Raw genomic sequence first — 12,020 nt, 5'->3', positions numbered from 1 at the left:
GCGGTGAAGAATTACTTCTCGACCACGGCAAACAGGTCTTCTTCTTTCATGACGAGCAGTTCGTCGCCGTCGACCTTGACGGTCTGGCCGCTGTATTTGCCGAACAGCACGCGGTCGCCCACTTTCACGCCCACGGGGCTGAGTTCGCCCTTGTCGTTCTTCTTGCCGGGGCCAACGGCCAGCACTTCGCCTTGATCAGGCTTTTCGGCGGCGCTGTCAGGAATGACGATGCCGGAAGCGGTTTTGGTTTCGTTTTCCACGCGTTTGACGATCACGCGGTCGTGCAAAGGACGAAGTTTCATGAGAGCTCCTTGTTTGAGAACACTGGGTTTTGGGAATCAAAAAGCACCCGCGTAAAAGTGGGTGCTTGTTAACTTTGGTGGATTGATGAAGGCTTGTTAGCACTCAATACCATCGAGTGCTAATCATAGAGGCAATCAGGCCTGTTTTCAAGGTGGCCTGGCTGAAACCCCTGTTTTGGTGCTTTTCCCGGCTGTTTTGAAGGGATCTGGGGGCCGGCCCCACCGCTTGTGGACTTCCAGACGGCGTCTTGTCCTACGCACAACGCAGGCGTCGCAAACCAGGAAATTTGGGGCGCGCTGGCTACTATTTATCCAGGTGTTACAAGCCGCTTCGTTCTTTAACGGGGTGTTGCGGGTTGTTCTTTCCCGGCCATGTTGGCTCACAACCGCATCCCTGTAACCATGACCTCCAAGACAACAACCGAGCTCCTTTTTCTTTCAACCGGTATTTCAGGCCTGGACAACATCCTGGGCGGCGGCCTCATCAAGGACCGCATCTACCTGATCGAAGGTGAGCCGGGCACCGGCAAGACCACCACCGGCCTGCAGTTTCTGCTGGAAGGGGCCAGGCAAGGCGAGTCCGTCGTCTACATCACGCTGGCCGAAACGGCCGCTGAGCTGACCGGCGTCGCCAAATCCCACGGCTGGGAGATGGAGGGGATTCACATCCATGAAGTGCTTCCTTCTGAAAACCTGCTGATGCCCGAGGCGGAATACACCATGTTCCACCCGTCGGAAGTGGAAATGGGCACCACCACACAAATGATCCTGTCGGTGATCGAAAAGCACAAACCCACCCGGGTGGTGATTGACTCCCTGTCGGAGCTGCAACTGCTGGCCGACACGCCGCTGCGCTATCGCCGCCAGGTGCTGGCGCTCAAGCAGTTCTTCGCCAGCCGCTCTTGCACCGTGATGCTGCTGGACGACCGCACGGCCGCCGGCATCGACCTTCAGGTGCGCTCGATTGCCCATGGTGTGATCACGCTGGACCAGTCCGTGAAGGACTACGGCGCCGAGCGGCGGCGTGTGCGCGTGGTGAAGTACCGCGGTATCGCCTTTCGCGGCGGCATGCACGACTACGACATCCAGTACGGCGGCCTGTGCGTGTACCCGCGCCTGGTGGCGGCCGAGTCGCGGGTGATGGGTAAACGGGTGCAACTCAAAAGCGGCCTCGGCGAACTCGACACGCTGCTGGGCGGCGGCCTGGAAGAGGGCACCAGCACGCTGATTGCCGGACCTCCGGGCACCGGCAAGTCCTCGCTGGCCGCCCAGTTCGTCACCGCCGCCGCAGAGCGCGGGCAGTCCAGCGCGATGTTTTTGTTTGAAGAGGCCGCCAACAATTTGCTGAACCGCGCGGACGGCCTGGGCATGAAAATCCGCGAACCCTATGAAACCGGCGTGCTGAGCATCCAGCAGATTGACCCGGCCGAGTTGTCGCCCGGGGAATTTGCCTCCGTGGTGTGTCGGGCGGCCGACCGGGGCTGCAAGGTCATCGTCATCGACAGCATCAACGGCTACCTCAACGCCATGCCGGATGAGCGCTTTCTGGCAACCCACTTGCACGAGTTGCTTACCTACCTTGGCCAGCGCGGTGTGGTGACCATCCTGGTGGGCGTCCAGCAGGGCATGCTGGGCGGCAACATGTCCACCTCGGTGGATGCCAGCTACCTGGCTGACAACGTGCTCATGCTGCGCTACTTCGAGCACGACGGCGAGGTCAAGCAGGCGGTGTCGGTGTTTAAAAAGCGCGGCAGCCTGCATGAGCGCACCATTCGAGAGTTTTCGATGTCCCGCAAGGGCATTCACGTGGGCGCGCCGCTGCGCGGCTTCCGCGGCATCCTGACAGGCGTGCCCGTCTATATCGGCAGTGACCCCGAACTGAGCGCCTCCCGCGGAGCGAAATAGGTGGAGCGGCGAATCGTCATTTGCGCGCCCACTGGGCGTGATGGGGCGCTGACTGCCAAAGTGCTGCAGTCGGTGGGCATCCACAGCATTGTGTGCGCTGACAGCGACGAACTCATGAGGCAATTGCCGCTGGGCGCCGGCGCCCTGCTGCTGGTGGAAGAGGTGGTCAGCGGCAAGGACATGCGGCCGCTGGCCGAATACGTGGCCTCCCAACCCACCTGGTCGGACATCCCCATCCTGCTGCTGACGCGCAGCGGCGCCGATTCGCTGGATGTGCAGCGGGCGGTTGAGCACCTGGGCAATGTGACGCTGGTGGAGCGGCCGGTGCGCACCATTGCGCTGATCACCGCCACCCGCTCGGCCGTGCGGGCGCGCGAGAGGCAATACCAGGTTCGCGATGCCGACAAGCGCAAAGATGAATTCCTCGCCACGCTGGCGCATGAGCTGCGCAACCCGCTGGCGCCTATCCGCACGTCCATGGGCATCCTCAAGCACCTTTACCCGGATGCCGACCAGATCACCCAGGTGCGCAATGTGGTGGATCGCCAGGTGGCCCACCTGACGCGGCTGGTGGACGACTTGCTGGACGTAGCGCGCATTACCAGCGGCAAAGTCACCCTCAAAAAGGGGCAGATCACGCTGCAATCGGTGGTCAACCACGCCGTGGAGATTTCAGGCTCCGCCATGGAGAGCAAGCAGCACCGGCTGGATGTGCATGAGCCGGACGCGCCCTACCTGCTCGATGCCGATCACGCACGCCTGGTGCAAAGCGTGGCCAATCTGCTGGTCAATGCCGCCAAGTTCACGCCCCCGGGAGGGCATATCGTGCTGAGCGCGGAAGTCATGGGGCCGATGGTGACTTTCCGTGTGGCCGATAACGGCATCGGGCTGGAACCGTCTTCGCTGGCGAAGATTTTTGATCTGTTTGCCCAGACGCCTGTGCCTGGCGAGGCGCCGACCGGCCTGGGGATTGGCCTCAGCCTGGCCAGGCAGTTTGCCGAGATGCACGGCGGCACGCTTCATGCCAGCAGCGAAGGCCTGGGCCATGGGAGCGAGTTTGTCCTGGCGCTACCGGTAGTCCTGAAGGATGGGCAACTGGCGCCGCCTGTGCAGGCGGGCGGCCCGGCGCCCACTGTCAATGCCAAAAAAATCCTGGTGGTGGACGACAACGTGGATGCGGCCAATACGCTGGGGGCTTTGCTGGGCATGGACGGGTTTGCCGTGACGACGGCGTACGACGGCGTGGCGGCAGTTGCCGCCGCCATGGCCCACAGGCCGGATGTCGTCGTCATGGATATCGGGATGCCCGGCATGAACGGATACGACGCAGCGCGCCTCATCCGGCAGCAGCCGGCCAGTGAAAAGATGGTGCTCATCGCCCTCACGGGCTGGGGCCAGACGACGGACAAAACCCTCGCCAGCCTGGCGGGGTTCAACCACCACCTGGTCAAGCCCGTGGATTACGAGAGCCTGATGGCCTGCCTTGCCGCCTGACAGGCAAAAAGCGCGGAAATCCGGGAAATACCGGTCTGATTCGGGCTTGTCCTACACGCCTTTCCTATCCGGCTGACGCCTGGCGTCTGGGCGCAACCCTACAGTCAAAACCCGGTCACTCAAATTCGGCGCCGCCATGTTTTTAGACAGCTTTCCCCCGCACCTGCAAGATATTCGATCCTCGCGCCCTGTGCGCGAGCCTGTTGTGGAAACAGCAAAGTCTCGTGGTGTCTGGCCTTTTATCGTGGTTGACGAGGGCCCCCGCGCACCGGGTGCTTCGCGGGATTCGCTGCCTGCATTTGCCGCCCCGGGCGGCAGCAGCTTCGTCACCTGATGGTTGAAGGCGCCGGGGACACACAAATGAGCGCAAAAAAACGTCTTGACCTTAAGGGCAATGGAAATAGCGGGAATGATGGGAGTGGCCGCAAGAAAGCGCCGGCCCCTCCATCAGAGACGGCATTTTCCGGGGAATCTTCCGAAAAATACGGCAAAGAGGGAACGAACAAGACCATTGCCCAGCCCAAGGCCGACAACGCGCCTTCTGAAGAGCTGGGCAATACCCCACACGTCGGGAAGAGCCCTTACACACGCGGCTGAGGCACGCGGCTGAGCCAGCACGGCGCGTCTCGGGCGCAAGCCCGGGTCAGGGCTGCGGCGCCGCCTTGCGAAGCACGGTCAAGGGCAATGTGGCCGTGATGGTGGTGCCGCTGGCCGTATTGATGTCCAGGCGGCCGCCGGCTGCCTCCACCCGATGGCGCATGCCTTGCAGGCCGTGCGCCGACAGCTCCACCGCCTGCGGGTCAAAGCCCTTGCCGTCGTCGCGTACCGACACGGTGACGTGGTCCTTGTAGCCCAGCAGGTTGATCTCCACGTTGCGTGCTTCGGCGTATTTGGCGATGTTGGTCAAGGCCTCCTGGATCATCCGGTAAATCGTCAGCTGAATGGTTTCGTCCAGTTCGGCGGGCTCCAGGTTCGCCGTGATCTCCAGGCCCGAACGCTGGCCAAACTCGCCTGTCAGTATCTCCAGGGTGGGCACCAGCCCGAGGTTGGAGAGGGTTGAGGGGCGGAGGTCCTCAATGATGCGCCGCTTCAGCGCGATGCCGCTGTTCAGCGTGTTGATCAGGTGCTCGATGCGCGAGGGCAGGTCGCCTGTATCGCCCGCCAGTTTTGCCTTGATGCGGGCCACGTCGAGCTTGGCGGCGGTGAGCAGCGAGCCCAGTTCGTCGTGCAGCTCGCGCGCCAGGTGGGCGCGCTCTTCTTCCCGGATCTGCTGCAGGTGGGTGGCAAGCTCCGTCAGGCGCGCGGTGCGGTCCCTGACTTGGGCGTCCAGCAAGTCGCGCTCGGCCTGCAAAGCCAGTTGCTGGCGCTGGCCCGCCTGGCCCAGCGCGGCGGTCTGGCGCAGGTACAGCCAGAAGGCCAGAAACGCCACGGCTGCCACCAGCGTGATACCGATGCGTGACAGCAGCAGTGAGCGGCGGACTTCCGCGTAGCCGTGGGCGGTTTGCTGGTTGCTGTTTTCGACCAGTTCGCCGGCAACGGTGCGTATGGCGTCCATCTGTTCCTTGCCCACTTCGGTGGTCAGTACAAAGCGCCAGGCGTCTTCCTTGCCTTCATTTTTCATGCGGATGGACAGATCCATTTCCGCGAGCTTGCGCTGCACGGTACGCCCCAGCTTTGCCAGGGTGCCCACCTGCTCAGGCCGGACGATGTACAGATCGCGCAACTGGTCCTGTGTCTGGCCGATATCGGCAACAGCCGCCTTGTACGGCTCCAGGTAGGCCGTGTTGTCCGACAGCAGATAGCCCCGCTGGCCGCTTTCGGCGTCCAGCACATCGCGCAGCAGCCGCTGCACGTGGCTGCGCGCCAGGTGGGCCTCGGCGATGTCGTCCATCGCGTCCACGGATTTGTCATACGACAGCTCGCTGATGCCGATCATGGCGAGCACGGCAAACAATGCACAGGCCAGATTGACAGCCATTTTGGGAGGAGTGCGTGGCATGGGAGCTTTCGTGAAAGTTGGCGAAAGGGGCGCCGCCGCCCGGTGGGGAGCCTGCCCAAAATTGTAGTTGCCACCTTCTGAAACACGCATGAAAAAAGCCACCCAAAGGTGGCTTTGTGTTGCAGGTGTTTGGCGGGCTGTGGCGTAGGACGCTGCGCTTGGGGGAGTCGTCGTCTAGCTTCGGCACCGGGCCTTTCGGCCCTTAACTTCGCGGTGCGAAGTTAGCCTGCGCTGAAAGTCAGACAAGCGAGCTTTGCTCGCGGCCTTACAGGCCTGCAGCCGCGCGGAGCGTGGCAGCCTTGTCTGTCTTCTCCCAGGTGAACTCCGGCTCATCGCGGCCGAAGTGGCCGTAGGCTGCCGTCTTTTCGTAGATGGGGCGCAGCAGGTCCAGCATCTGGATGATGCCCTTGGGGCGCAGGTCGAAGTGTTCGTTGACCAGTGCCGAGAGTTTCTCGTCGGACAGCACGCCCGTGCCTTCGGTGTACACCGTGACGTTCATGGGGCGGGCCACGCCGATGGCGTATGCCACCTGGATCTGGCACTGGCGGGCCAGGCCCGCGGCCACGATGTTCTTGGCCACATAGCGGGCGGCGTAGGCTGCGGAACGGTCCACCTTGCTGGGGTCCTTGCCGCTGAAGGCGCCGCCGCCGTGCGGGCAGGCGCCGCCGTAGGTGTCGACGATGATCTTGCGGCCGGTCAGGCCGCAATCGCCTTGCGGACCGCCGATGACGAAGCGGCCGGTCGGGTTGATCAGGTACTTGGTGTCCTTGAGCCACTCTTTGGGCAGCACGGGCTTGATGATTTCTTCAATGATGGCTTCGGTGAACGAGGCCTTCATCTTGTGGGCGGTTTCGCTCTGGTCGGGGCTGTGCTGGGTCGACAGCACCACGGTGTCGATGCTGTGGGGCTTGCCGTCCACGTAGCGCATGGTCACCTGGCTCTTGGCGTCGGGGCGCAGGAAAGGCAGGCGGCCGTCCTTGCGCAGCTGGGCCTGGCGCTCAACGAGGCGGTGCGCGTAATAGATGGGCGCGGGCATCAGCTCGGGCGTTTCGTCGCAGGCGTAGCCGAACATCAGGCCCTGGTCGCCGGCGCCGATGTTCAGGTGGTCGTCGGAGGCGTGGTCCACGCCCTGGGCGATGTCGTTGGACTGCTTGTCATAGCAGACCATGACGGCGCAGCCCTTGTAGTCGATGCCGTACTCGGTGTTGTCGTAGCCGATGCGCTTGATGGTGTCGCGCGCGACCTGGATGTAGTCGACATGCGCGTTGGTGGTGATCTCGCCGGCCAGCACGACCAGGCCGGTGTTGGTCAGGGTTTCGGCGGCGACGCGGCTGCGCGGGTCCTGCTTGAAGATCGCATCGAGAATCGCGTCGGAAATCTGGTCGGCGACCTTGTCGGGATGGCCTTCAGAGACGGATTCGGATGTAAAGAGAAAATCGTTCGCCATTGCGTACACTCCATGAAGTTTGTCGGCGCGTTGCCGGCTGGAATGCTTCGGCGAACGCTTTAGCAGTTTGGTTTAATGTCGCCCTGCAAGTTGTTCAGGAACTCGGCGACAGCGCTCATTATAAGACGGCCTCTTTGGGGCCGGATTGGCCCCTCAATACCCCTTTGATTTCGCTGATGCTCTGGTTGTTCCGATTTTTGTCCCTCTGGCCGCTGGCCGCCCTGCATGCGGCGGGCGGCGCGCTGGGCTGGCTGGTCTGGGCTTTGAGCCCGCGCTACCGCGCACAGTTCAAGGCGCATGTGGCGCAGGCCGGGCTGCCGTTTGAGGTGGCCCGCCCGGCCATTGCCGAAGCCGGGCGATTTATTGCCGAGCTGCCCAAGCTGTGGATGCGGCCGGCAGATGAATCCTGCCTGGGCAATGTGAGGGTGGAAGGCCAGGCCCATGCCGAGAGCGCCTTTGCGCAGGGCCGCGGCGTGATTTTCTTTGGCCCTCACTGCGGCAGTTTTGAGCTGGGCCCCCAGGCCCTGGCCGAGCTGTACGGGCCCATCACCGCCATCTACCGGCCCGCGCGCAAGGCCTGGCTGGCCCGGCTGGAGCGCCTTGCCCGCGACCGCGCCCAACTCACCGTCGTGCCGGCGTCGCTGAGCGGCATCCGCCTGATGCACAAAACCCTCAAAGCCAACCAGGCGGTGGCGCTGCTGACTGACCAGGTGCCGCCTGACGGGTTGGGCGTGTGGGCGCCATTTTTCGGCAAGCCGGCCTACACCATGACATTGGCGGCGCGGCTGGCGCTGCAAAGCGGCGCGGTGCTGCTGCCGGTGAGCTGCGAGCGCCTGCCGCACGGGCGGGGCTATTTTCTGAAGATCTGGCCGCCTGTGGAGGGCCTGGAGCCTTCGGACTCGGGCAGGCCCCGCGCCGACCTGCTGCAGGGCGTGACGCAGATCAACCGGGCGATTGAAGCCATCGTGCTGAGCCAGCCGGGCCAATACCTGTGGGGCTACGCCCGCTACAAGACACCACGCAAGGAAGCACCCCTTTGAAGACTTTTCGCCAGATGGCCAGCCGGCTTGTGACCCGCGGCGGCATTGCCTTCATGCAGGTGCTGGCCTTGGTGCCGCTGCCCCTGACGCGCGGCCTGGGCGTGGTGCTCGGCTGGGTCTTGTATGGGGTAGTGGGCTCGCGCCGGCGTGTGGTGAACACCAACTTCGCGCTCTGTTTTCCGCAGCTTTCGGCGGATGAGCGGCGCAAGCTCACGCTGCAGACCTTCGTCTATTTCGCCCAGGCCTGGCTGGACCGCGCCTGGCTCTGGCATGCGCCCAAGGCCTGGGTGCAGCGGCGCGTGCGGGTGACCGGTGCGGTGGAGGAGCTCGAGGGCACGGACCCGACGGTGATTTTTCTGCCGCACTTCTTCGGCCTGGATGCGGCATGGGCGGGCGTGGCGCTGCAGATGCCCCGGCCCTCGACCACCATCTACACCGACCAGTCCAACAAGCTGGTGGACCGCTGGATACTGCGCGGCCGCCGCCGCTTTGGCAACCTGCGCCTTTTTGGCCGGGCCGCCGGCGTCAAGCCCATCGTGGCGGCGCTGCGCGAGGGTCAGCCGCTGTATTTGCTGCCCGACATGGATTTCGGTCCCGACGATTCGGTTTTCGTGCCTTTCTATGGCTTGCAGACTGCGACAGTGCCTTCGCTCTCGCGCTTTGCAAAGCTGGGCCGCGCCAAGGTGTTGCCGCTGGTGCCGCGCATCACGCCCACGGGTTACGAGGTGCAGGTGCTCCCGGCATGGGCGGACTTTCCGACCGAAGACCCGGTGGTCGACACCGCGCTCATGAACGAGCGCTTGCAGGGCTATATCGACACCATGCCCGCGCAGTACTACTGGGTGCACAAACGCTTCAAGACGCGGCCCGAGGGCGAGCCGTCGCTGTATTGAGCCGGATTGCCCGGATCGAAGCAGCGATTATTTCAAGCTTTTCTTGCCTGATTAGGCCTCTGGCCCATTAAAGACGGGTGTAAGCAGCTACTTTATTGATAGCAATCCCGTTGCCCGGCTTTGGCTTGTTTCAGGCTGGTTTGGCCAGAAACTGCTGCAAATGCGACGCCACCAGGGCGGGTTGTTCATGCACCAGCCAGTGGGTGGCGCCTTCAATGCGCCGCAAGTCCATGCGCGGCACGTAATCATCCAGTCCATCCAGCAGGGACGCCGGCAGCGCAATGTCGTCCATGGCCCACAGCACCAGTGTGGGCAGATGGACTTCCAGCATCTCGCGCGGGATCGTCACGGCCGCCGCGGCCGGGTCGTTGTGCGGCGGGCCGGGCCGGGGAGGGCGCAGCGGAGAGGCACGGTAGTAGTTGCAGGGGCCCGTGAGGCCTTGCCGCCAGATGCCGCGGTATTGCTCCCGCACGGAATCCGTCAGCCAGGCGTGCGGGCCGTCGGCAGCACCCATCTTGGTAAAAAACTCCCAGAGGCGCCGGAAGTCGTCTTCGGCCAGCAGGGCTTCGGCGTCGGGGCGGATCAAAAAGTTCATGTAGGCGCTGGCGGCCTGCTGCTCGGGCGAATGTTGCAGCTCGCGCAAAAAGGTGCCGGGGTGTGGCGAATTGATGATCGCCAGCTTGTTCATCAGCGCGGGCTGGCCGGCAGCCAGGTTCCAGGCCACGGCGCCGCCCCAGTCGTGCGCGATGAGGCATTCGAGGTGGCCGCCCTCCAGCGCAATCAGTGCGGCGATGTCCTGCACCAGGTGTTTGGGCCGGTAGGCCGCGGCTTCGGCGGGTGCGCTGGACTGCTCAAAGCCGCGCAGATTGGGCGCCACGCAGCGGTAGCCGCCGTTCTCGGGCCTGGCGAAATGTTCGAGCAGGCCGTCCCACACAAAAGCGGCTTCCGGAAAGCCGTGCAGAAACATCAGCACCGGCCGGCCTTTGGCGCCGCTGCTGCGGCACGACAGGGTGATGCCGTGCGGCAGGGCCTGCAAACTGGTTTCAATCATGGCTACGCTTTCTGGTTGAGGCTGAAAGCGCCGCCAGCCCTCAGTCGTTGATTTCAGGCGGCTCTTCAGGCGCGGCCTTGGTGAGTTTTGCGGGTTTGGCCGGCTTTTCCGCCGGATGCGCCCAGTCCCACAAATGTTGGGCAACTTCCTCAACGCCGCGGCGCTTCAGCGAAGAAAACAGTTTGACGTCTCCGCCCCCGGCTTGCAGTCGCACAATGGACAGCGCCTTGGCCGCCTCGGTCTTGTTGAGCTTGTCGGACTTGGTCAGCAGCACCAGAAATTTAAGGCCCTCTTCCACCCGCGGCCGGATCACGTCCAGCAGGATTTCGTCGAGTTCGGTGAGTCCCAGGCGCGGGTCGCACAGCAGCACCACCGCCTTGAGGTTGTCGCGGGTCTGCAAATAGTTGCCCATCACCTTCTGCCAGCGGTACTTGGCTTCCTTGGGCACAGCTGCATAGCCATAGCCCGGCAAATCGGCCAGTACAGCATCCGTCACGCCCTGCTTGCCCAGGCTGAAGAGGTTGATGCTTTGCGTGCGGCCCGGCGTTTTGGAGGCAAAAGCCAGCCGGTGCTGCTGCGTCAGGGTGTTGATGCAGGTGGATTTGCCTGCGTTGGAGCGGCCCACAAAAGCGATTTCCGGGACGTCGATGCGGGGCAGATGCTGGAGTTCAGGGGCTGTGGTCAGGAATTTGGCCGTGTGCAGCCAGCCCATGGCGATCTTGGAATCGGGTGCGCCGGGTGCAGTGGCGGCGGCAGGAGGTTTGGGTTTGGAGGCTGAGGTCATTGGTCGGGCGGTCCCTGAAAGTCGGTTGTACGCCACCGGCATGCGCGCGAATGCAGGGCCGGCAAGAAGTGCGTGAAAGGGAGCAAATGCCCCACGGGGCCCCACGGGCGTGGCTTGGGAGCGAATCAGTGCGCGAATCAGTGAGGGCGCCAGTGGCCTGCTGCCGCGGCAAGACCCGAATAATCGGGGATGGCCTGAAGCCATTGTAAAATCAGAAAGTTATAAGTTTTGTGCGCCAACCAATTAAAACCCCCGATATGAAGCTGTTCGTTACTTCCCTCTTGGCCGCCCTGCTGGCCGTGCCTGCCATGTCGTCGTTTGCCGCCGGCGAAGCCGCACCCGCGCACGGTGCCGCATCCGCCCCCGCCGCGGCAGCGCCGGCCAAGGTTGCCAAGCCCGACCTCGTCAAGGGCGGTAGCAGCTTCGCCGCTGTGTGCGCAGCCTGCCACGGCGCCGACGGAAATTCCGGCACGCCTGAAAACCCCAAGCTGGCGCAGCAGCACCCTGAATACCTGGTCAAGCAATTGCAGGAGTTCAAATCCGGCAAGCGCAAAAGCGCCGTCATGCAGGGCTTCGCCTCGACGCTCTCCGACGACGACATGAAAAACATCTCCTACTGGGTGACGGCCAACAAGGCCAAAACCGGTTTTGCCAAAGACAAGGAACTGGTCGCCCTGGGTGAGCGCATCTACCGCGGCGGCGTGCAGGACCGCCAGATCGCCGCCTGCGCAGGCTGCCACAGCCCGACTGGCGCCGGCATTCCTTCGCAATACCCCCGCCTGAGCGGCCAGCATGCCCAATACACCGTGGCCCAGCTGACGGCTTTCCGCGACGGCACACGCAAGAACAGCCTGCCCATGAACCAGGTCGCCGCCAAGCTCAATGACCGCGAAATCCGTGCGCTGGCCGACTACATTGCCGGCCTTCGCTAGACAAGGGGCTTGCCGGGAGGCAGGCTTTTTTGCTGAAAGTACACGCAGAACGCCTGCAGTATTGAACCCAAGCCTCCAAAACCAATCACACCAAGGCGGGTCTTTCTGATGAAAGCCCGCCTTTTTCTTTTTTCCGTCTTTCCCGCTTTCTCTTTGCCCCTCCCGGGGTAAGC

General features: G+C 63.4%; 11 protein-coding genes. 6 read left to right on the top strand and 5 right to left on the bottom strand.

From position 1 onward, the window contains the following. Positions 1-11: 11 nt before the first annotated feature. Positions 12-302, bottom strand: coding sequence for a co-chaperone GroES (locus tag BM408_RS09405; protein WP_007872916.1), 291 nt, complete (start codon positions 300-302; stop codon positions 12-14). 402 nt (positions 303-704) lie between these two features. On the opposite strand from BM408_RS09405, the gene BM408_RS09400 reads away from it, so the two are divergent. The 3 genes from BM408_RS09400 to BM408_RS22715 all read left to right on the top strand — a co-directional run bounded on the left by BM408_RS09400 (position 705) and on the right by BM408_RS22715 (position 4,298). Further along, a complete protein-coding gene (locus BM408_RS09400; RefSeq protein WP_092129262.1) occupies positions 705-2,207 on the top strand; it encodes an ATPase domain-containing protein in 1,503 nt (500 codons plus the stop codon). Next, complete coding sequence (locus BM408_RS09395; RefSeq protein WP_092129260.1) at positions 2,208-3,701, top strand: hybrid sensor histidine kinase/response regulator; 1,494 nt, start codon at positions 2,208-2,210, stop codon at positions 3,699-3,701. It begins immediately after the preceding gene. Between the two features lie 360 nt (positions 3,702-4,061). Further along, positions 4,062-4,298, top strand: a complete 237-nt coding sequence (locus tag BM408_RS22715; protein WP_139237326.1) for a hypothetical protein — start codon at positions 4,062-4,064, stop codon at positions 4,296-4,298. Positions 4,299-4,344: 46 nt separating this feature from the next. Here the strand turns inward: BM408_RS22715 and BM408_RS09390 are convergent, their stop codons facing one another. Beyond that, entirely contained in the window at positions 4,345-5,700 is a 1,356-nt protein-coding gene (locus tag BM408_RS09390; RefSeq protein ID WP_254774752.1) for a sensor histidine kinase, read from the bottom strand. A 265-nt stretch (positions 5,701-5,965) separates the two neighbouring features. Next, positions 5,966-7,147, bottom strand: a complete 1,182-nt coding sequence (gene metK, locus BM408_RS09385; protein ID WP_092129256.1) for a methionine adenosyltransferase — start codon at positions 7,145-7,147, stop codon at positions 5,966-5,968. A gap of 176 nt (positions 7,148-7,323) precedes the next feature. On the opposite strand from metK, the gene BM408_RS09380 reads away from it, so the two are divergent. Both BM408_RS09380 and BM408_RS09375 read left to right on the top strand, forming a co-directional pair. After that, positions 7,324-8,187, top strand: a complete 864-nt coding sequence (locus tag BM408_RS09380; protein WP_092129542.1) for a lysophospholipid acyltransferase family protein — start codon at positions 7,324-7,326, stop codon at positions 8,185-8,187. Further along, positions 8,184-9,080, top strand: a complete 897-nt coding sequence (locus BM408_RS09375) for a lysophospholipid acyltransferase family protein (protein WP_254774751.1) — start codon at positions 8,184-8,186, stop codon at positions 9,078-9,080. The genes BM408_RS09380 and BM408_RS09375 overlap by 4 nt, the downstream gene beginning before the upstream one ends. Positions 9,081-9,210: 130 nt before the next feature. On the opposite strand, the gene BM408_RS09370 is transcribed toward BM408_RS09375, so the two are convergent. Beyond that, a complete protein-coding gene (locus tag BM408_RS09370; RefSeq protein ID WP_092129254.1) occupies positions 9,211-10,131 on the bottom strand; it encodes an alpha/beta fold hydrolase in 921 nt (306 codons plus the stop codon). Between the two features lie 40 nt (positions 10,132-10,171). Continuing rightward, positions 10,172-10,915 (bottom strand): ribosome biogenesis GTP-binding protein YihA/YsxC, encoded by a 744-nt coding sequence (gene yihA, locus BM408_RS09365; RefSeq protein WP_092129252.1) that lies wholly within the window; start codon positions 10,913-10,915, stop codon positions 10,172-10,174. Positions 10,916-11,172: 257 nt separating this feature from the next. On the opposite strand from yihA, the gene BM408_RS09360 reads away from it, so the two are divergent. After that, positions 11,173-11,847, top strand: a complete 675-nt coding sequence (locus BM408_RS09360; RefSeq protein ID WP_092129250.1) for a c-type cytochrome — start codon at positions 11,173-11,175, stop codon at positions 11,845-11,847. Positions 11,848-12,020: the final 173 nt, after the last annotated feature.

It is taken from the genome of Polaromonas sp. YR568 (genome assembly GCF_900116715.1).
In the GTDB taxonomy this organism is placed as follows: Bacteria; Pseudomonadota; Gammaproteobacteria; order Burkholderiales; family Burkholderiaceae_C; genus Polaromonas.
Note: the sequence above shows the minus strand (reverse complement) of the source record. Positions and strands in the feature narration are given on the sequence as shown.

Bases quoted from the DNA above. Each gene is read 5' to 3' on its own strand.
- metK (WP_092129256.1), bottom strand. From the start codon at position 7,147: ATGGCGAACGATTTTCTCTTTACATCCGAATCCGTCTCTGAAGGCCAT.
- BM408_RS22715 (WP_139237326.1), top strand. From the start codon at position 4,062: ATGAGCGCAAAAAAACGTCTTGACCTTAAGGGCAATGGAAATAGCGGG.
- BM408_RS09405 (WP_007872916.1), bottom strand. From the start codon at position 302: ATGAAACTTCGTCCTTTGCACGACCGCGTGATCGTCAAACGCGTGGAA.
- yihA (WP_092129252.1), bottom strand. From the start codon at position 10,915: ATGACCTCAGCCTCCAAACCCAAACCTCCTGCCGCCGCCACTGCACCC.
- BM408_RS09360 (WP_092129250.1), top strand. From the start codon at position 11,173: ATGAAGCTGTTCGTTACTTCCCTCTTGGCCGCCCTGCTGGCCGTGCCT.
- BM408_RS09370 (WP_092129254.1), bottom strand. From the start codon at position 10,131: ATGATTGAAACCAGTTTGCAGGCCCTGCCGCACGGCATCACCCTGTCG.
- BM408_RS09390 (WP_254774752.1), bottom strand. From the start codon at position 5,700: ATGCCACGCACTCCTCCCAAAATGGCTGTCAATCTGGCCTGTGCATTG.
- BM408_RS09400 (WP_092129262.1), top strand. From the start codon at position 705: ATGACCTCCAAGACAACAACCGAGCTCCTTTTTCTTTCAACCGGTATT.
- BM408_RS09380 (WP_092129542.1), top strand. From the start codon at position 7,324: ATGCTCTGGTTGTTCCGATTTTTGTCCCTCTGGCCGCTGGCCGCCCTG.